At 71.0% G+C, this 19,757-nt stretch carries 17 protein-coding genes; 6 read left to right on the forward strand and 11 right to left on the reverse strand.

Annotation, left to right across the window (positions count from 1 at the left end; translation table 11 throughout):
• Positions 1-3 precede the first annotated feature (3 nt).
• The 6 genes from ACYVIP_RS31390 to ACYVIP_RS31415 form a co-directional block, all read right to left on the reverse strand.
• Positions 4-864: an alpha/beta fold hydrolase gene (locus ACYVIP_RS31390; protein ID WP_460402904.1), complete on the reverse strand. Its 861-nt coding sequence runs from the start codon at positions 862-864 to the stop codon at positions 4-6.
• 52 nt (positions 865-916) lie between these two features.
• Positions 917-5,134, reverse strand: a complete 4,218-nt coding sequence (locus tag ACYVIP_RS31395) for a S8 family serine peptidase (RefSeq protein WP_460402906.1) — start codon at positions 5,132-5,134, stop codon at positions 917-919.
• Positions 5,135-5,346: 212 nt separating this feature from the next.
• Positions 5,347-6,246: an iron-dependent extradiol dioxygenase HsaC gene (gene hsaC / locus ACYVIP_RS31400; RefSeq protein ID WP_460402908.1), complete on the reverse strand. Its 900-nt coding sequence runs from the start codon at positions 6,244-6,246 to the stop codon at positions 5,347-5,349.
• Positions 6,246-7,082, reverse strand: coding sequence for a 4,5:9,10-diseco-3-hydroxy-5,9,17-trioxoandrosta-1(10),2-diene-4-oate hydrolase (gene hsaD / locus ACYVIP_RS31405; RefSeq protein ID WP_460402910.1), 837 nt, complete (start codon positions 7,080-7,082; stop codon positions 6,246-6,248). Before hsaD ends, hsaC begins: the two co-directional genes overlap by 1 nt.
• Positions 7,073-8,236 carry a 3-hydroxy-9,10-secoandrosta-1,3,5(10)-triene-9,17-dione monooxygenase oxygenase subunit gene (gene hsaA, locus ACYVIP_RS31410; protein ID WP_460402912.1) on the reverse strand — a complete coding sequence of 388 codons (1,164 nt, stop codon included), beginning with the start codon at positions 8,234-8,236 and terminating at the stop codon, positions 7,073-7,075. The genes hsaD and hsaA overlap by 10 nt, the downstream gene beginning before the upstream one ends.
• Before the next feature lie 266 nt (positions 8,237-8,502).
• Positions 8,503-10,086, reverse strand: a complete 1,584-nt coding sequence (locus ACYVIP_RS31415) for an FAD-binding protein (RefSeq protein ID WP_460402914.1) — start codon at positions 10,084-10,086, stop codon at positions 8,503-8,505.
• 34 nt (positions 10,087-10,120) lie between these two features.
• Between ACYVIP_RS31415 and kstD the strand changes: the two genes are divergently transcribed.
• The 5 genes from kstD to ACYVIP_RS31440 are packed head-to-tail and all read left to right on the forward strand — an operon-like array spanning position 10,121 to position 15,130.
• Positions 10,121-11,794, forward strand: coding sequence for a 3-oxosteroid 1-dehydrogenase (gene kstD, locus ACYVIP_RS31420; protein ID WP_460402916.1), 1,674 nt, complete (start codon positions 10,121-10,123; stop codon positions 11,792-11,794).
• Positions 11,784-12,914, forward strand: a complete 1,131-nt coding sequence (locus ACYVIP_RS31425; protein ID WP_460402918.1) for a Rieske 2Fe-2S domain-containing protein — start codon at positions 11,784-11,786, stop codon at positions 12,912-12,914. The genes kstD and ACYVIP_RS31425 overlap by 11 nt, the downstream gene beginning before the upstream one ends.
• On the forward strand, positions 12,911-13,234 hold the full coding sequence (locus ACYVIP_RS31430; protein ID WP_460402920.1) for a hypothetical protein: 324 nt from the start codon (positions 12,911-12,913) through the stop codon (positions 13,232-13,234). Before ACYVIP_RS31425 ends, ACYVIP_RS31430 begins: the two co-directional genes overlap by 4 nt.
• The gene (locus ACYVIP_RS31435; protein WP_460402922.1) at positions 13,227-14,255 is read left to right on the forward strand and encodes a 2Fe-2S iron-sulfur cluster-binding protein; all 1,029 of its coding nucleotides are present in this window, start codon (positions 13,227-13,229) and stop codon (positions 14,253-14,255) included. Before ACYVIP_RS31430 ends, ACYVIP_RS31435 begins: the two co-directional genes overlap by 8 nt.
• Before the next feature lie 8 nt (positions 14,256-14,263).
• The gene (locus ACYVIP_RS31440) at positions 14,264-15,130 is read left to right on the forward strand and encodes a MaoC/PaaZ C-terminal domain-containing protein (RefSeq protein WP_460402924.1); all 867 of its coding nucleotides are present in this window, start codon (positions 14,264-14,266) and stop codon (positions 15,128-15,130) included.
• Here ACYVIP_RS31440 and ACYVIP_RS31445 read toward each other — a convergent pair.
• Positions 15,114-16,151, reverse strand: coding sequence for a dihydrofolate reductase family protein (locus tag ACYVIP_RS31445; protein WP_460402943.1), 1,038 nt, complete (start codon positions 16,149-16,151; stop codon positions 15,114-15,116). The genes ACYVIP_RS31440 and ACYVIP_RS31445 overlap by 17 nt on opposite strands.
• Positions 16,152-16,181: 30 nt before the next feature.
• Here ACYVIP_RS31445 and ACYVIP_RS31450 point away from each other — a divergent pair, with 30 nt between their 5' ends.
• Positions 16,182-16,655, forward strand: a complete 474-nt coding sequence (locus ACYVIP_RS31450; protein WP_460402926.1) for a cupin domain-containing protein — start codon at positions 16,182-16,184, stop codon at positions 16,653-16,655.
• Here the strand turns inward: ACYVIP_RS31450 and ACYVIP_RS31455 are convergent.
• From ACYVIP_RS31455 to ACYVIP_RS31470, 4 genes are all read right to left on the reverse strand, one after another.
• Entirely contained in the window at positions 16,652-17,407 is a 756-nt protein-coding gene (locus tag ACYVIP_RS31455) for a sugar isomerase domain-containing protein (RefSeq protein WP_460402928.1), read from the reverse strand. The genes ACYVIP_RS31450 and ACYVIP_RS31455 overlap by 4 nt on opposite strands.
• Positions 17,404-18,042 carry a TetR/AcrR family transcriptional regulator gene (locus ACYVIP_RS31460; protein WP_460402930.1) on the reverse strand — a complete coding sequence of 213 codons (639 nt, stop codon included), beginning with the start codon at positions 18,040-18,042 and terminating at the stop codon, positions 17,404-17,406. The genes ACYVIP_RS31455 and ACYVIP_RS31460 overlap by 4 nt, the downstream gene beginning before the upstream one ends.
• 68 nt (positions 18,043-18,110) lie before the next feature.
• Positions 18,111-19,463 carry an acetyl-CoA carboxylase biotin carboxylase subunit gene (gene accC, locus ACYVIP_RS31465; RefSeq protein ID WP_460402932.1) on the reverse strand — a complete coding sequence of 451 codons (1,353 nt, stop codon included), beginning with the start codon at positions 19,461-19,463 and terminating at the stop codon, positions 18,111-18,113.
• 10 nt (positions 19,464-19,473) lie between these two features.
• A partial coding sequence (locus ACYVIP_RS31470) for an acetyl-CoA carboxylase biotin carboxyl carrier protein (RefSeq protein WP_460402934.1) occupies positions 19,474-19,757 on the reverse strand: 284 nt, incomplete at its 5' end.

A 19,757-nucleotide genomic window follows, 5' to 3' on the forward strand; every position in this document is an offset into this window, starting at 1 on the left:
TGTCTACCGGTCGAACCAGTCCAGCACCAGCCGGGCCACCTCGGCTGGCCGTTCCAGATGCATGAAGTGGCCGGCGTCCTCGAGCACCGCGATCTCCGACCCGGGCGCCAGTCCCTGCTGGGTGAACCACTTCGTGTCGATGCACCCGTCGTCCGCGCCGGCGAGCAGCAGCATCGGCGCCGGCGCGGGGGCCTCGGTGCGCACGGCCAACCCGGCCAGCACCGGATCGTGCAGGCTGGTGTCGAAGTTCCCCCGGTAGATCCGCAACGCGTTGCCCGACAGCACCGGATCGCCGTACAGCGCGTGCACCCGCGCGCGATGCGCCCCCAGGTCCGTCAGCCCGGGCGACCAGGTCGCCCACAGGTAGTCGATCAGTGCGCGGTCGGCCGCCAACATCTGCTCGGGGATGCCGGGCAGCTGGAACAGGAACATGTAGAACAGCTGCCGCAACTGCGCGGGGTCGGTGAACATCGCGCTCATCGCGGCCGGTGCCGGTACCGCCCCGGTCGCGGCCCGGCGCACCAGCTCCGGCCACGCGGCCGCGACCCGGTGCACGACACCGGCGCCGATGTCGTGCCCGAACAGGTCGACCGGCGGGCCGAGTGCCTTGGCGACCGCCGCGCCGTCGGCGGCCAGGGTGAGGCCGTCGGCGTAGGTCAGCTCGTTCGCGGTGGCCGGGTGATGCCCGCGCAGGAACGGCGCGACGACTCGGCGGCCGGCGGCCACCAGGTGTTCGGCGAGCGGGCCGAAGGTCGCCGGATGGTCGGGAAAACCGTGCCAGCACACGACAACCGGCCCGTCTCCGGCCGCGAGTGCCGGGAAGGCGAGCCGGTCGGTCTCGATGACGATGTCCTCGAAATCCATGTGGCGATCCTACGGTCCCACGGCGCCGCCACGCCGTGGGACCGTGGGGGATTTACCGTACGCCGACCGGTTCCGCCACGCGGAGCTCGTCGGCGTTGTGCACCGAGATGCCGTCACCGGTGAAGGTGTCGGTCACCGCGAAGGTGCCGGGAACCCGTAGCAGCAACGACATCCGCCAGGTCGACACCGCGCCGGCGGCCACCGCGGCGTCGGTGACGACGGTGCCGGTCAGCGCGCCCGCTTCCCGGGTGAGCGCCACCCGTTGCCAGGTGTTGCCGACCCGCAGCCGAAGCACGACGTCCTTTGGCGCCAACGCTTCCGCCGCCTCGACCCGGACCGTCCAGGACATCGGGCCGGAGTCGGCGGTGCCGCTGTTGGTCGCCGTCACGTCGTACTGCGTGTGCACGCCGACCGGGAACGCCCCCCGAGTGTCCGAAATGGACACATCGGGAACCGCGGGCTCGCCGACCCGCAGGGTGGCCTCGGCGGTGATGTCCCCGGAGTAGCCGCCGGTGTCCACGTCCAACGACAACCGGTAGGCGCCGTCCGGCGCGTCCGGATCGACGGTGAACGTGTACGGCTGGGCGTTCCAGTTGACCGAGCCGGCGCGTACCGGCGTCCCGTTCGGGTCGAACAGGCGCAGGATCGGCTTGAACTCGTTGGGTGCCGCCGCGCGGACCAGGCCCTCGACATCCTCCAGCTTGGCCCGCTCCGGCAGGGACAGGAACGGCCGCACGTTCGACGCGATCACCGTGGCGAACGGCAGGCCGTGCGCGTCGGTGACCGACCAGTCCACAGTGGCCGTGCCGTCGTCGCTGACGGCCACGTCACCGAGCGACACCGAAGCCGGGCCACCGAAGGAGAAACTGGTGTCGAACGGGTCGACCCAGTCCAGGCCGCCGACGATCCTGCTCGGCAGGAACCAGTCCTGCTCGAGGTAGTGCACCTCGTGCACGGTGACCGCCTCGTACCGGTCCAGGCTCGCGATCAGCGTGCCCGGCTGGTAGCGATACCCGTGCGGCGCGATGGTCGCCGGGCGCAGGAACACCGAACCGGTGTGCCGCGCGTCGGCGGCCGCCAGCTCGATGTCGGCACGCACGGCGAAGTCATCGCCGATGCCACTGGTGGCCGCGGCTCCGGTGGCGAGCACCCGGGGCGCGAACGTGATCGCCTCGTCGTCGATCACGGTGATCTGCCGGTGCAGCAGGTAGGCGTCACCGCCGTCGGCCGGTGTCGGTTTGCGCACCACCAACGTGTAGCGGCCGACCGGATCCGGAATCTCGAACGAGAGCTTGCCATCCGCGCCGGTCGTGCCAAGTGGACGGACGGTCTCGCCGCTGACCAGCTCGACGGTCGCGCCGGCCAGCGGTCCGACCGCGGCCGCGCCCGGGGCGCTCGCGGTCACCGCGGCCAGGTCGACCTTCGGCGCCCGCACCCGGAACGATCCGGTGAGGTTGCCGACCTGGACGCTGAACGTGCCGAGCGCGTCCGGGTCGACGGTCCAGGTCAGCGTCCTGGACACGCCGGGGTTGAGCTGCACCGGGGTGGTCGCCTCGACCGCGCCGCCGACCAGCAGCGTGGCGGTGTAGGTGCCGGCGGCGGTGCCGACGTTCTTCACCTGCGCCGAGACCGTGACGTTCTCGCTGGCCTTCACCACACCGGGCGACACGCGCAGGTCGTGCAGCGCGAAGTACGGCTGGTCCGGTTGTGGCGCCGGGGATGCCCAGGTGATCGCGTTGAGGAACAGGTCGGTGGCCGCCGGGGTCCAGTCGGCCGGGCCGCGGGTCGCCGAGATCCCGTGCGTGGACAGCAACACGTGCCGGTTGTTGGCCCGCTGGTCGATGCCGATGCCACCACCGAGCACCCCGTCCGCGGTGCGGCCGAGGCTGCCGATGGTCTGCCGGCCATCGCCGTCGTAGCCGTCGAACCAGGCGACCCACTTGGCCTGCGTGCTGTTGTCGATCACGATCCGGTCGCCGACGGCGTGCCCGGCCAGCAGCGGGTGTTCGGCGGTGACCTCGTAGTAGGACTCGGCCGAGCCGCTGGCGGTGCTGCTGCCGTACGCGGCTGGCTGGCCGGTGTGCTCGGACAGTTGCTTGATGCCGTTGCCGGAGCCGAACGCGTGGTCGGTGAAGATCACGCCGGTGCCGTTGGCATCGGTGGCGTTCAGGAAGGCCTGGAACCGTGCCTGGTCGTAGTCGATGCTCAGCGTGCCGTAGCCGAGCAGCACGGTCTTGTGCCGCGCGGCCTCCGCCAACTCGTCCCAGCCGTAGATCACCGACGCGATGCCGCGCGGCTCGAACACGACGTCCTGGTACTGCGTTGCCCTGGTCGCCGAACTGTCCACAATGGCCACCGTCTCGGCTGGTCGGCCGAAGGTGAAGTTCGCGGTGGTCGCCTGGCCGGCGGTCACCGTGAGGTCGACCGGCTCCGGTTCCCGGAACGCGGAATGCGCCGCGGCGACCTGGTAGTCGCCCGCCGGCACCCCGGTGATCGTGTAGCCGCCGCCGGTTCCGGTCACCGCGGACAGGTCGGCCGGCACGCCGAGCACCTTCACGGTGACGCCGGGGATGCCGGTGCCCGACACGTCCAGGGTCGCCGTGCCGGTGATCTGGCCGCTCGGCTGCGCGGTCAGCGCGATGTCCGCCGTGGCAAAGGAACCAGCCACGACCTCCACGCTGGCCGAGGCGCCGTCCTGGTAGCCGAAGGACTTCGCGGTGACGGTGTAGGTGCCCGGTTCGAGTCTGCTGACGAACGTGCCGTCGGCACCGGTGGTCGATCCCCGGCCGCCGGGGTCGATGGTGAGCGAGGCGTTCGCCACCGGTGCGCCGGTGGCCGCGTCGGTGACCGTCCCCTGTAGACCGGAGTTCAGCGCGACGTACCGGACGGCCTCGAAGGCGTTGATCCGGCCGGCGCCGTAGCGGGTGTCCGGTGGCGCGGTGGCGTACCGGTCCTCCCAGAAGCCGGTGTCGGCCAACACATCCAGCGTTTCGGCGACCGGCAGGTCGCCGGCGGCCGAGAGCATCAGCGCGACGACGCCCGCGGTGTGCGGGGTGGCCATCGAGGTGCCGGACAGCGTGCGGTAGCCGCCGCCGGGCGAGGCCGAGTACACGTCCGCGCCAGGCGCGGAGATGTCCGGCTTGACCCAGGTCTCCGGCCACTCCGCCGGCGGGTCGGTCCACTGGTTCTTGCGTACGACGCCGCCGCAGGAGAACGACGCGACGTTGTCGGACACGTCGGTGGCGCCGACGCCGACCGCCTCGAACACGTTGCCCGGGCTGCCGGTGCCGCCGGTGGCGCAGTTGTTGCCGATGGCGAAGGCGGGGAAGATGCCGGCCGCGCGCATCGCCCTGGTCGGGGCGATCATCTCCTGGTGGAAACCGTTGGCGCCCAAGGACATGTTCACCACGTCGGCGGGCCGTCCCGCCGGGTTGCCGGCCGCGTCGGTCGGCGCGACCGCCCACTGCATGCCGGCGGCGACCTGGGCGAACGAGCCACTGCCGCCGGGGATCACGATGCCGTGCATCAGTTCCGCGGCGGGGGCGACGCCGATCGCGGTGCCGGAGGTCGCGGCGCCGTGGATGGTGCCGGAGACGTGGGTGCCGTGGTAGGCGGAGTCATGTGGGTTCGAGGCGACCAGTCCGCCGGTGGCGTTGAACTCCATCCAGCCACCGGGGTGCTGGGGGTCGCTCGGGTCGTCGGTGACCATCTTGCCGGCGAGGTCGGGGTGGCTGATGTCGACGCCGGTGTCGAGGGTGGCGACCCGGACGCCGGAGCCGTTGACGCCGAGCTCGTTCCAGACCCGGTCGGCCTCGATCTTGTCCAGGCCCCAGGTCAGCTCCGCGTTGGGGGCGACATCGGTGGCGCCCGGCGTCGGTGCCGGTGCGGTGAGCTCGAAGTTCGGGATGAGACGTTGTACGCCGGGCGCGTCGGCGAGCGCGTTCACGGCGTCGGTGCTGGCGGGGAACTCGACCAGCAGCATGTTGGTGATCCAGAAGCGGTTGACCACGGTGGCGGTCTCGCCGATCGACGCGACGACCTCGGCCTGCGTGCCGGCGGCGTGGTCGCGGAGGGTGGCCAGGACGTCGTCCCGATCGCCGCCGAGCTCGGGGGCGTTGGACAACATCATCAGGGCCTGTACGGGTGCGCCATCCTCGGCGGCCTCGACCTGAGCGATCAGCTCGGGCGCGATCTGGGCGGTGGCGGGGGTTTCCGGTTGGAAGGCGGGGGCGATGGTGACGAACAATCCTGCCGCGGCGGCGATTGCCACCCAGGGTCTGGCCGCGCTACGCGGCCAGGGTCTGTTGACGGATGAGCGGGGCATGCAAGCCTCCTCCAGAGCGAAATTTTCGCTCTCTTGAGGATGGTTGTAATTTGCCCACACCGTCAATGCCCTGCATGGGCTATCACCGCAGGTCCGTCTGCCGCCGAGGGACAGTTGTCGCCGGCACCCACGTGTCGGGAAGTGGTGGACTCCCGCGGTCAGCGGGTGGTAATGGAGAAGTCGTGGCCCCACAAGGAGACCGCGGTGCTCTCGCGCGCGATCCAGGACTCGTCCTCGACCTGGCGGCCCTCGCAGCCGAACTCGACGTCGAAGCCGCCGGGGGTCTTCATGTAGAACGAGAGCATCAGGTCGTTCACGTGCCGGCCGAGGGTCGCCGACATCGGCACCTCGCGGCGCAGGGCGCGGTCGTGGCACAGGCCGACGTCGTCGGTCGACTCGACCTCGACCATCAGGTGCACGATGCCCGACGGGGTCGGCATCGGGAGGAACGCCAGGCTGTGGTGGCGGGGGTTGCAGCCGAAGAACCGCAACCAGGCCGGCTCGCCGTCGGCCGGGCGGCCGACGAGCTGTGGCGGCAACCGCATCGAGTCCCGCAGCCGGAAACCGAGGACGTCACGGTAGAAGGCCAACGCCTCCGCGTCGTCCCGTGTGGACAGTACGACATGCCCGAGCCCCTGCTCACCGGTGACGAACCGGTGTCCGTAAGGGGAAACCACCCGCCGGTGTTCGAGTGCCGCGCCGTGGAACACCTCGAGGGTGTTGCCGGACGGGTCCTCGAAGGTGATCATCTGGTCGACCCGGCGGTCCGCGTGCTGCTCTGGCGTCCCTTCCTTGTAGGGCACGCCGGCGGCTTCCAGCCGCCCGCAGACCTCACCGAGTTCGGCGACATGCGCGACCTCCCAGCCGGAGGCCGCCAGCCGGTCGGTTTCCCCCGGCAGGATCACCAGCCGCGCGGGGAAGTCGTCCATCCGCAGGTACAGCGCGTCCTGGTTGGGGCCCTTGCCCTCGACCATGCCGAGGACCTTGAGGCCGAACTCCCGCCACCGTGCGACGTCGGTCGCCTCGATGCGCAGGTAACCCAGCGACCGGATGCCCATCACTCACCTCCGAGGAAGTCCAGGACAAGTCGGTTGAACTCGGCGAACCGCTCCAGCTGCGCCCAGTGTCCACATCGGCTGAACACGTGCAGCTGGGCGCGCGGGATCGTTTTGAGGGCAACGAGTGCGCCGTCGAGCGGGTTCACCCGATCCTCCCGGCCCCAGATCAGCAGCACCCGCTGGCGCAGCCGATGGGCCTCGCGCCAGAGCATGCCCTGCTCCGGGTGCGCGGCGAAGGAGGCGCCCATGGCGGCCATCGCCGCGATGGCCCCCGGGTCGGCGGCGTTGGCGTACCGTTCGTCAACGAGCTCGTCGGTGACCAGAGCCTGGTCGTGCACCAGGGTGCGCAGGAAGCTCGCGAGCTTCTCCTTGCTCGGCCCGGGCGGCGCGGCGAACTGGTAGAGCCGTTTGATGCCCTCGGTCGGGTCGGGGGCGAACACCGAGAGGTTCAGCCCGCCAGGGGCCATGAGCACGAGCCTGCCCGCGCGGTCGGGATGGTCGAGCGCGAGGCGGACCGCGGTGCCGCCGCCGAGTGAGTTGCCGACCACGTGCGCCCGCTCGATGCTGCGCTCGTCCAGCAGCCGCACGAGCGCGTCGGCGGCGAAACCGTAGTACTGCTTGGTGATCGCGGGCCGGTCGGAGTCGCCGTAACCCGGCTGGTCGACCAGCAGCGTGCGGAACCGCTTGGCGAACACGGGCAGGTTGGGTCCGAAGTTGCTCCACCCGGAGGCGCCCGGCCCGCCGCCGTGCAGCAGCACCAGGGCCTCGCCGGTGCCCTGTTCGTAGTAGTGCAGCCGAAAACCACCGACGTCGACGTTGTCTTCCCTCAGATCCACGCGTCCTGCACCTTCAGTTCGAGCTGTGCCTGGCCGTACATGGCGAGTGCCTTCTCCGGGTCGTTGATCGCGTGCACCCGGCCGGCGTGCGCGTCGCGCCAGAACCGCTGGATCGGCGTGCCGGCCTTCAGCGCGCGGCCGCCAGCGCTCTCGAAGAGCCGGTCGACGGCGGCGATGGCCGAGCTGGTCGCGTTGACCTGGTCGCGCCGGGTGCGAACCCGAAGGGGGAACGGGATCTTCTCGCCGGCGGTGGCCAGTTCCATCTGCTGGTCGAGGTTCCGCTCGATCTGGAGCACCGCGGCATCGATCTTGCTTGCCGCCTCGGCGATGCGCACCTGGTTGAACGTGTCCTCCGCGGCCCGGCCGCCGGTCGAGGCGCGTACCCGCGCGCGGGTGTGCTCGACGTAGGCGTCGTAGGCGCCCTGCGCCATCCCGACCACCGGCACCGAGATCGAGCAGGAGAACACCGAGGCGAACGGCAGGCGGTAGAGCGGGCCGGGGTTGACGGCCTGGCCGGGTCCCTGGCAGCGCCCGGTCTCGGTGAACGAGAGGGTGCGGTACTCCGGCACGAAGACCTTGTCGACGATGATGTCGTTGCTTCCGGTGCCCCGCAGGCCGATCGTGTCCCAGACGTCGTCGATCGCGTAGTCCGCGCCGGGGAGCAGGAAGGTGCGGAAGTCGGTCGGGTTGCCATCGTCGTCGAGCACGAGGCCGCCGAGCAGCACCCAGTCCGCGTGGTCGCAGCCGGAGGAGAACGACCAGCGTCCGGTGAACTGGAAGCCGCCGTCGACCGGGGTGGCCCGGCCCATCGGTGCGTAGGAGGAGGAGACGAGCGTGTCCTCGTTCTCGGCCCAGACCTCTTGCTGGGCACGGTCGTCGAACAGCCCCAACTGCCACGGGTGGCACCCGAGCACGGCGGCGACCCACCCGGTCGAGCCGCAGGCGCCGGCGATGTCGCGGACGGCGCGGTAGAAGAGGTTGGGATGGGACTCGAGGCCGCCGTAGCGGATCGGCGCCAGGAGCCGGAAGAACCCGGTCTGGCGGAGGGTCTTGATCGACTCCTCGGAGACGCGCCGGGCGTCCTCGGTGTCCTGCGCGCGGTCGCGGAAGGCGGGGAGCAGTTCCCGGACGTTGGCGAGCACCTGTTCGGTCACGTGACGAGACTAGAACACGTTCTTGTTTTTGTCGAATGTTGCCCTGTGGACAACCTGTGGACAACCATTTTGCGTTCGTCCGGAGCTCGTGCAAGATTGGCGGCGCAGCTGATCGAAAGGGGGGTCCGCATGACGGAGTCCGTTGAACTCCACGAGCGACTGGCGCGCGTGGAACGGAAGGTGGACGAGCCGGTCAGGACCGGATCACCGAGCTGTTGACGAAGCATCTCGACGGGTCGGTCGGAGGCGAAGCATGAGCTGACCGCTCAGCTCGCGAGATCGGCCTGAGCCTGTCCCGCGTGGCGGCCCGCTCTCCGGCCGGAGAACACACAGTCCGCCAGTGACAGGCCGCTCACATACGAGTTGGCGCACACGCCGACGGCGTTGCGGCCAGCGGCATACAGCCCCGCGACCGCGGCGCCGTCGGCGTCCAGCACCTGCCCACTCGCCTCCGCCACCACCAGCCCGCCCAACGTCAGGATCGGGCACGGATTCCCCAGCTTCGGCCCGAAGGAGAAGTCGATCAACGTGTACGGCGGCGTCGCCAACGGCGCGACCAGCGCCGGATCCTTGCCGAACTCGTCGCGCCCGCGCCCGTAGGCCGCGACGGTCTCGGCCAGCCCCGCCGCCGACACCCCGGCCCGCCGGGCCACCTCCGCCACGCTCGACCCGCGAACCCGCCCCCACCCCAACAGATACCGCGCCTGCCACCGCTGGAACCACAGCGTCTCGGCCCGCAGCTCCCGCCGCGCCCGCGACACGATCGGTTGATCAACCAGCAACCACGCCCGCCCACCTCCGGCCACCAACCGCGAACCGATCGCCGCCCCGTAACTCGACTCGTCGACGAACCGGCGCCCGGTCTGGTCGACCAGCGCCCCGCGCAGGAACGCGCTCGGCGGGGTGAGGAACCGCCAGGCGGACACCGACGACATCCGTGCCGTCGCCCCACCCGCCTCGACCCCCAGCCGGATACCGGCACCGTCGTCGCCCTGGGTGCCGAGCGGGAGGCCGCCGCGGTAGCCGGGGGCGTTGGCGCGCATCAGCTCCCGGTTGGTCACGAACCCGCCGGCCGACAGGATCACGCCGCGCCGGGCGGCCACGAAGTACGGCTTGGACCACCGCTCCTCGATGGCCGCGACGCGCCGGCGCAGCCGCCTGGCCAGCGCCGGGACGTACAGTCCCGGCTTGGTGGCCAACCGGGTCAGCCGGTCGAACCGGCGCACGACCCGGCGCGGCGCGGCCAGCGTGCGGCACTCGACGCCGACCACCCGACCGGCCGCCAGCACCAACCCCACCACCCTGGTGCGCGGGCGAAACCGGGCCACCGACGTGGCCGCCGTGGACAGCGCGGCGAACAGCGCCCGGCCCGACGTGCCCCGGCCGTTGGCCCGGTGGCCTCGGGGCGCCGGCTCGGCCAGCGACCGAAAAGGCCAGGCCAGCTCGCTGCCCGAGTAGTAGAGGTAGTAGTCGTTCGGCGGATAGGAGGTCTTGAACGGGCACAGGCTCGGGTCGAACGGCACGCCGTGGTCGGCCAACCAGTCGATCATCGCCGCGCTCGACGCGCAGAACTCCCGCAACGTCGCCGGCGACACCGCGTCGCCGACCTCCTGGGCCAGGTAGTCGTACATCGCCGGCACCGAGTCGGACACGCCGGCCGCCTGCTGTACCGCCGTCCCGCCGCCGGCGTACACCACTCCGCCGGACACCGCGGTGGCCCCGCCACCGGTGAACCGGTCCAGGATCAGGACCTCCGCGCCGGTCCCGGCGGCCTCGATCGCGGCGCACGCGCCGGCGCCGCCGAAACCCACGATGACGACATCCGCGTGCTCATCCCAGTCCTGGGGCATGTGAAAAACTATAACCTGTTCTAATATGGGCCTCATGAGCACAGCTGGAACGACCGTGGACGTGGTCGTCGTCGGCGCGGGCGCGGCCGGGATGACCGCCGCGCTCACGGCCGCGCGCCACGGCCTGGACACCCTCCTCATCGAGAAGGGCAGCCACTTCGGCGGCTCGACCGCCCGCTCCGGCGGTGGGATGTGGGTTCCCAACAACGCGGTCATCCGCGCCGCCGGCATCGCCGACACCCCGGAGAAGGCGCACGCCTACCTCAGCCACATCACCGGCGGCGACGACGTGCCGGCGGAGCTCCGGCGCGCGTTCCTGGACGCCGGTCCGGAGATGGTCGACTTCGTGCTGGCCAACACCCCGCTGCGGCTGCGCTGGGTCACCGACTACCCCGACTACTACCCCGAGGCCCCCGGCGGCCTGCCGACCGGCCGTTCCATCGAACCCCGCCCGCTGGACGCCAGAGTGCTCGGCGAGGACATCGACACCCTCGCCCCGCCCTACCTGCGCGCGCCGACCGGCATGGCCGTCACCCAGGCCGACTACCGCTGGATGAACCTCATGGCCCGCCACCCGCGCGGCCTGCTGCGCACCGGCCGGGTCGCCGCGCGCCGGGCGTTCTCGCTGCTGACCCGCAGGCGGCTGCTGACCATGGGCCAGGCGCTGGCCGCCGGCCTGCGCGCCGGCCTGCGCGCCGCGGAGGTCCCGCTGTGGCTGGACACCGCGTGCACCGACCTGCTGGTCGACGACGGCCGGGTGGTCGGCGTGCGCACCGCAAAGGGGCCGATCACCGCGCGCCGGGGCGTACTGCTCACCACCGGCGGGTTCGAGCACAACGAGCGGCTGCGCAAGGAGCACCAGCGCGCCCCAATCGGTACTGAGTGGACAGTCGGTGCGGCCGGGAACACCGGCGACGGCATTGATGCCGGCATGCGCCTCGGTGCGGCGGTCGCGGTCATGGACGACGCCTGGTGGGGGCCGTCGGTGATGTTGCCGCGCGGGCCCTACTTCTGCCTGGCCGAGCGCACGCTGCCCGGCTGTGTGCTGGTCAACCAAGCGGGTGCGCGGTTCGTCAACGAGGCCGCGCCCTACGTCGACGCGGTGCATGCCATGTACGACAACCACTCCGACGAGGTGAGCCACATCCCGGCCTGGCTGATCGCCGACCAGCGCTACCGCAACCGCTACACCTTCGCCGGACTCGGGCCACGGCAACCGTTCCCGCGCCGCTGGTACGAGTTCGGCGCGATCCACCGGTCACCGACGATCGGTGGACTGGCCGAGGCGATCGGCGTGCCTGGCGACGCGCTCGCCAGTACGGTCGCCCGGTTCAACGGGTTCGCTGAGTCCGGTGTGGACAGCGACTTCCGGCGCGGGGAGAGCGCCTACGACCGGTACTACGGCGACCCACGCAACCGGCCGAACCCCTGTCTCGGCGCGATCGGCAAGCCGCCGTTCTACGCCATCCGGATCGTGCCGGGCGATCTGGGCACCAAAGGCGGGCTGCGGACCGACGGCACCGCCAGGGTGCTGCGGGCCGACGGCACCGTGATCCCCGGTCTGTACGCGGCGGGCAACGCGAGCGCGCCGGTGATGGGCCGGTCCTATGCCGGGCCGGGCGCGACGTTGGGCCCGGCGATGACCTTCGGATATCTCGCCGTGCGGGATATCCTGCAGCGAGATCAGGAGCCCGACGATGACCAGTAGCGTGCGCACCATCGACGTCGGCGCCCCGCGGACCAGGTTCGCCCGCGGCTGGCACTGCCTCGGCCTGGCCGAGAGCTTCCGCGACGGCAAACCCCATGCCGTGGAGGCGTTCGGCACCAAGCTCGTCGTGTTCGCCACCGACGACGGCACCCTCAACGTGCTCGACGCCTACTGCCGGCACATGGGCGGCGACCTGTCCCAGGGCACGGTCAAGGGGGAGGCGATCGCCTGCCCCTTCCACGACTGGCGCTGGGCGGGCACCGGTCGCTGTGTCGGCATCCCCTACGCCAAGCGGATTCCGCTGCGAGCCAAGACCAGGTCGTGGCTGAGCCTCGAGCGCAACAAGCAGCTGTTCGTCTGGCATGACCCGCAGGGCAACCCGCCGCCCGACCAGCTGGCGATCCCCGAGGCGCGCGGAGCTTCCGGTCCTGAGTGGAGCGAGTGGACCTGGGACACGGTGCGCATCGAGGGCTCGAACTGCCGCGAGATCATCGACAACATCGTCGACATGGCGCACTTCTTCTACATCCACTTCGCGTTCCCGACCTACTTCAAGAACGTGTTCGAGGGCCACGTCGCCACCCAGTACCTGAACTCCCGCGCCCGCCCGGACATCGGGTCCGGGTCGAGCTACTCGGCCGACGGCGTCACCCTGAAGTCGGAGGCCTCCTACTACGGACCCTCCTACATGATCAACGACCTGTGGCAGGACTACCACGGCACCACCATCGAGACCGTGCTGATCAACTGCCACTACCCGGTCACCGCCGACTCGTTCGTCCTGCAGTGGGGGGTGAGCGTGCGCAGGTTGCCCGGCCTGCCGGACGAGCAGGCGGCCAAGATCGCCGGCAAGCTCGCGCGCAGCTTCGGCGTCGGTTTCCTGCAGGACGTGGAGATCTGGCGCAACAAGACCCGCATCGACAACCCGCTGCTGTGCGAGGAGGACGGCCCGGTCTACCAGCTTCGCCGCTGGTACGAACAGTTCTATGTGGACGTCGAGGACGTGACCGAGGAGATGACCAACCGCTTCGAGTTCGAGGTGGACACGACGCGGGCCAACGAGGTGTGGGAGCGGGAGGTCGCGGAGAACCTTGCCCGCCGGGAGGCCGAGGTCTCGTGACCAGGTGGGCGAAGGCGCCGGCACACCGCGACCCAGCGGCCACCTCGGCCGACACCAGGGAGTTCCTGGAGTCCGGGCTGACCCCGGTGCGCTGCGGCGGTTGCCCGAGCGAGGTGCTGGTGCGCAAGTCGAGTCACCGGCAGACCAGCGTGCAGTGGCGCGGCGCGCCGGCGGCGTCCTGTCCGGAGTTCGCGCAGCGGGTGGCGGCCGGCGAGCTGAGCGCCCGGATCGACACCTGCGAGAAGCTGCGCCGGGCCATCGAACACGCGGTGGCCGCCGGGGTGTTGCCGGTGCCGGACGGGGAGAACGGACATGGCTGAGCAGCGGGCCTACCGGTTGCGGGTGGCCGAGGTGGTCACCGAGACGGCCGACGCGTGCACCCTGGTGTTCGATGTGGACACCGAGGACGCCGACCGGTTCAGCTACCGGCCTGGCCAGTTCCTGACCGTGCGGATTCCCGACGACGGCAGCGGTTCGATGGCCCGCTGCTACTCGCTGTCCAGCTCGCCGCACACCGACGACCGGCTGCGGGTCACCGTCAAGCGCACCGGGTACGGCTCGTCCTGGATCGTCGACCAGGTCCGGCCGGGCACCGAGCTGGACTGCCTGCCCCCGGCCGGCGTGTTCACCCCGAAGTCACTTGACGACGACCTGCTGCTGTTGGCCGCCGGCAGCGGGGTCACGCCGGTCATCTCCATCGTGAAGTCCGTGCTGGCGGCCGGCTCCGGCCGGGTGACCCTGATGTACGCCAACCGCGACGACCAGTCGGTCATCTTCGCCGGTGAGTTGAACCGGTTGGTCGCCGAGCACCCGGAGCGGTTCGCGGTGCTGCACTGGCTGGAGTCCGTGCAGGGCCTGCCAAGCGTCGGCGCGCTGGCCACGCTGGCCGCGCCCTACCGGGAGCGCGCGGCGTTCGTCTGCGGGCCGAAGCCGTTCATGGACCTGGCCCGCTCGGCACTGGCCGGGCTCGGCATGCCGTCCGGCAGGGTGCATCTGGAACGGTTCACCTCGTTGGGCGGCAACCCGTTCGAACGGTCCGAAGTAGACTTCGCGGCCGACGACCGGGCGCCGGGCACGGTCGAGGTCTCCCTGGACGGCACCACCCACCGGCTCGACTGGCCGGCCGGGCGCAAGCTGTTGGACCTGTTGTTGGACAATGACCTGGACGCGCCCTACTCGTGCCGTGAGGGCGCGTGCAGTGCGTGCGCGTGCCGGCTGGTGTCCGGGGAGGTGAAGTTGCTCAACAACGGTGTGCTGGAGGACGAGGACATCGAGGAGGGCATCATCCTCGCCTGCCAGGCGGTGCCGGTGACCGACGCTGTCGAGGTCAGCTACGAGTAGGGGTCAGCTTGCCCATCGATCCGACTGTCGCCATCGGCGCCGATCTCGGCGAGACGGCGTTCTCCTGGACCAGTTCCGACGTGCTCCTGTACCACCTCGGTCTCGGCGCGGGCGCGCTCGCGACCGACCCGCGCGAGCTGCGCTACGTGCTCGAGGACCGGCTGGTGGTGCTGCCGACCTTCGGGGTGGTGGCGCCGGGAATCCGCGACTTCTCCCCGCCGGCCGTGCGGTTCCCCGGCATCGACGTCGACCTGCGCAAGGTGCTGCACGGCACCCAGTCGATCACCGTGCACGGCCCGATCCCGGCCGCGGGTGACGCGGTCGCCAGCAGGCGCATCGTCGACGTGCTGGACAAGGGCAAGGCCGCGGTGATCGTGCAGGAGACCTCGGTCAGCTCGGCCGACACTCCACTGTGGACCGCGTTGTCGAGCATCTTCGTCCGGGACGAGGGCGGGTTCGGCGGCCACCGGGGCCCGGCGACCGAGCCGGTGGTGCCCACGCGCGCGCCCGACGAGGTGCTGGAGGTGCCGACGCTGCCGCAGCAGGCGTTGCTGTACCGGCTGTCGGGCGACCGCAACCCGCTGCACGCCGACCCGGAGTTCGCCGCGCTCGCCGGGTTCGCCCGGCCGATCCTGCACGGCCTGTGCACCTACGGCGTCGTCTGCAAGTCCATTGTGGACTCGGTGCTGGCCGGCGCGGTCGGCCGGGTGGCCGGGGTGGCGACCAGGTTCGCCGGCGTGTGCTACCCCGGGGAGACGCTGCGCGTGCGCGTGTGGGCCGAGAGCGACCAGCTGGTGGCCACCGCGACCGCTGTGCAGCGCGACGACGCGCCGGTACTCACCGACACCGTGCTCACGCTCACCCCGGCTGGTTGATCTCCCGTACCGCGTCGGCGAGATCGGGCCGTTCGACCACCGTGCGCCCGGCGGCGGCGAGCAGTTCGGCACCCTCGCCGTCGACGAACGTCGGCGGCTCGCGCAACGCGAACACCACCCGGGGGATGCCGGCGTCCAGGATCAGCTGGGTACAGGTGCGCGGCCGGGAACTGCGCCGGCTGCACGGTTCGAGCGAGCTGTAGATGGTCGCGGTCGCCAGCCGGGGGTCGGCCGGGTCCAGCTTGGCGAGCGCGGCCTCCTCGGCGTGCACCCGGTCGTCGGTCTCCCGCGAGTAGCCGCGCGCGATCTCCTCGCCGCGCGCGTCCACCACGACCGCGCCGACGGCGAACGCGGTGTCCGACGGCGGGCACGACCTGGACAGCTCGACCGCCAGCGCCAGCCAGTGACGATCCACTTCGGACTCACTGAGCAGGTAGCGGTGCAGCACCACGTTCCCGATCTTGCGGACCTCGGCGAGGGTCGCCGGATGTCCGGCCGTCCACCTGAACCGTCCATCGTGGACCAGCCGGGGCGCGGCCGGGTCGCCGACGAAGAACGGGGCGACCACCAGGTGCAGCTCGTCGGCAAGGCCCCGGGTGAGGAACTCGGTGTGCATGGTCGTGCCGCCCTCGACCATGAGCCGCCGGACCCCGCGCGCGGCCAGGTCGCCGAGCAGCACGTCCAGGTCGGCGTACACCAGCTTCTCGCCGTCCCCCACGGTGAAGAACGCCGCGTTCGGATCGAGGTCGCCCGACCGGCTCAGGGTGACCTTGATCGGGTCGGCCGGCAGGCCGTCGGCCACCCGGCGCGCTCGCCTTGCCGGCGAGCGGATGACCAGCCGGGGATTGTCCCTGCGGATGGTGTTGGCCCCGACGAGGATCGCGTCGCAGCTCGCGCGGACCTCGTCGACCCGGTCCCAGTCGGCGTCGTTGGACAGCACGAGCCGCTCGTCGGTAGCGTCGTCGAGGTGGCCGTCGATCGACATCGCGGCGCTGAGCAGCACATATGGACGGTTCATGATTCGTCCATAGAACCAGATGACGGGAGTTCCATGACCTACCTGGGGGAGGCCGGCGAGGTCAACGCGACCTACCGGCCGATCGGTGAGGTGGAGACGTTGGTCCGGCCGACGGTGCGCAACGCGTTCGTGGCCACCGGCGAGGTGACCAACGGCGAGTTCGGCATGTTCCAGTACGACATGGCTCCACAGGCCGGTGGCCCGGCGGCCCATTTCCACCGGACCTTCTCGGAGTCGTTCTTCATCATGGAGGGCACCGTGCGGCTGTTCAACGGCGAGTACTGGGTGTCGGCGACCAAGGGCGACTTCCTGTACGTCCCCCAGGGCGGCATCCACGCCTTCGGCAACAACTCCGACGAGCCGGCGTCGATGCTGATCCTGTTCGCCCCGGCCCCTCCTCGGGAGCGGTACTTCCGCGCGCTGGCGGAGCTGGCCGACTCCGGCCGCCAGCTGACTCCCGAGGAGCGGACCGAGTTCCTGGCCAGCCACGACCAGTACATGGTCTAGCTGGCGGTGCGCCGGATGCGTCCCGCGTAGTGGGCTTCGAGGGTGAGGTTGCGTTCGTGGCCGCCGGGGACGTTGTTGGAGACGTAGACCGGCGGCGTGACCCCGGCCTCCAGCAGCAGCCGGACGGTGTCCGCGACCACCAGCTGCACCAGCAGCGCGGCCGACAGCGACGACACCGCACCCGCGGAGGTGCCGTCCGGCAGCTCGAGCAGCGTGTCACCGAACGGCGCGCCGTTGTCCAGGGTGACATCGGCCAGGTCGGCCAGCCGCTTGCCGGACTCGTGCTTGGCCGCGACCCGGGTGCTGTGCTGCACCGAGGTGATCACCACCAGCTGGTGTCCCGCTCGCTTGACCACGTGCGCCATCTCCACCACCGACGGGTTCACCCCGGAGCTGGAGGCGATCACGAACAGGTCCTGCGGGTGGGGCGCGGCCAGCTCGTAGAGCCGCGCGGCGACATCGCCCCGGCGCTCGAGCATCGGGTCGGCCAGCACCGACGGGTCCTCCCCGCCGAACTGCACCAGGTCGGCCAGCGCGATCCGGTTGGTCGGAATCAGCCCGCCCGCCCGGCCGGCGACCTCCAGCGCGGTGCCCTGCGAGTGGCCGGTGCCGAACGCGTGGATCACCCCGTCGGCGCGCACGCAGTCGGCGAACAACGTCGCCGCCCGCGCCACCGAGGTCGTCGACGAGTCGACCACCAGGCCGAGCAGCCGTAACAGTTCTGCGGCACTTGTCTGCGCGGACAGGGTCACGGGGCCGTCACCGCCGCCATCGCGACCCGCACGATCTCGGCGATCACCGCGTCGAGCGAACCCTGCCCGCCGCTGATCGACCAGTGGTGCACCAGCTCGTTCACCGAGCCGATCAACGCCACCACCGCCAGCTCGAACGAGCGCGGCGCCGCCTCACCGCGGACCACCGCGCGGTTGGCCTCGGACTCGAGGAACTCCGCCCACCGCTCGCGCCAGGCGATCCGGTGTTTCTCGACGGTGTTGCTGACCCCGATCACCTCCACATAGGACAGCCGAGCCCACCGGGGATCACTCGCGGTCGTGGTGATGAACGCCCGTACCGCCAACTCGAACCGCTCCCGCAGCGGCGCGTCCTCCCCATCGGACAGTGCGTTGAGTACCGCCTGGAACGCCTGCTCGATGATTCGGTCGTGCAGCGCCATCAGCAGGTCCTCGCGGCTGGCGAACTCCTCGTAGAAATTCCGCGTGGACACGCCGGCGTGCGTGCACAGTTTCTCGATCGACGCCGCCGCGTAGCCAGCGGTGCCGAACAGCTCCAGACCGGCGTCGAGCAACCGTTCCCGGCGCTCGGCTCGTCGGTCGGCAGCCGAACGCCCCGCATATGTGCGGCGCGCGACAGTGCCGTTTCCCGCCATTTTCCAACCCCCAATCGGTACCGATTCGATTCAGGGTAATGGCAGGCCGACCGGGGGGACAATGAAGGTCAGGAGCCCTCGAGCAGGCGTGCTACCAGCGACGTGTCGTGCTTGCCCTCGGCAAAGTGCTGATCGGCGAGCACGCGGTCGAGGAATTCCCGGGTGGTGTGCACTCCGGGCCCGTCGATCGTGAACTCGGCCAACGCCCGGCGCATCCGCGCGATCGCGCCGTCCCGGTCCGGCGCCCAGGTGATCACCTTCGCGAGCAGCGAGTCGTAGTTGGCCGGCACCTTGTAGCCGGTGTACCCGTGGGTGTCGACCCGCACGAACGGCCCGCCGGGCGGGGTGAACTCGGTCAGCCGTCCCGGTGCCGGCGCGAAGTCGCGCCGTGGGTCCTCGACGTTCACCCGGCACTCGATCGCCGCGCCGCGCAGCACGACGTCCTCCTGGCTCAGCCGCAGCCGCTCGCCGGCGGCCACTCGCAACTGCTCGGCGATCAGGTCCACCCCGGTCACCATCTCGGTCACCGGGTGTTCCACCTGGATCCGGCAGTTGACCTCCATGAAGTAGAAGTCGTTCTCGGTGTCCACGAGGAACTCGAACGTGCCGGCGCCGACGTAGCCGCTGGCCCGCACCCCGGCCACGGCCGCGGCGCCCATCCGCGCGGTCAGCTCGGCCGGCAGTCCGGGCGCGGGGGTCTCCTCGACCAGCTTCTGGTGGCGGCGCTGCACCGAACAGTCCCGCTCGCCGAGGTGGATCGCGTTGCCGTGGGTGTCGGCGAGCACCTGGATCTCCACGTGCCGCGCCGATGGCAGATACCGCTCGACGTAGACCCGCGCGTCGCCGAACAGCTGCAGCGCGGTGGCCCTGGTGGTCTGGTAGGACCTGGTGAACTTGGCCGCGTCGTCCACGATGGACATGCCGCGCCCGCCACCGCCCGCCGCCGCCTTGATGATCACCGGGTAGCCGATCTCGTCGGCCAGCCGCTTGGCCGACTCCGCGTCGGCCAGCGGCTCGACGCTGCCCGGCAGCAGCGGCAGGCCGGCGGCGGTCATCGCCGCGCGGGCCGAGGTCTTGTCCCCGAGCTGGGCCATCACCGGGGGCGGCGGGCCGATGAACGTGATCCCCTCCGCGTGACACACCTCGGCGAAGTCGGCGTCCTCGGACAGGAAGCCGTAACCGGGGTGGATCGCGTCGGCGCCGGTGATCCGGGCCGCCTCGATCACCGCGGCCGCGTTGAGGTAGCTCTGCCTCGGCGGCGCCGGGCCGATCTGGACGGCCTCGTCGGCCATCCGCACGACCGCCGAGTCGGCGTCCTCGGTGGAGTGGACGGCGACCGTGCGGACGCCGAGCTCGCGGCAGGCTCGCAGCACTCGCACCGCGATCTCACCTCGGTTGGCGATCAGGATCTTGGCGAACATCGGGCACCCTTCAGGCTGCGAGCTCGGATTCCGCTTGCTCAGACTCCCCGGCGGTCAGCCGGAACAACGGCTGGCCGTACTCGACGCCCTCGCCGTCGGCGACCAGCACCTCGGCGATTCGCCCGCCGCGCTCGGCCTCCACCGGCAGCATCAGCTTCATCGCCTCGATGATCGCCACCTGCTGGCCGGGCGAGACCTCGTCGCCCTCGGTCACGAACGGCGGCGCGCCCGGCGCGGGTGAGCGGTAGAACGTGCCGACGGTGGCCGCGTTCAGCGGCGGCCCGGCCGGCGCGG

The organism is Actinophytocola sediminis (assembly GCF_054779715.1).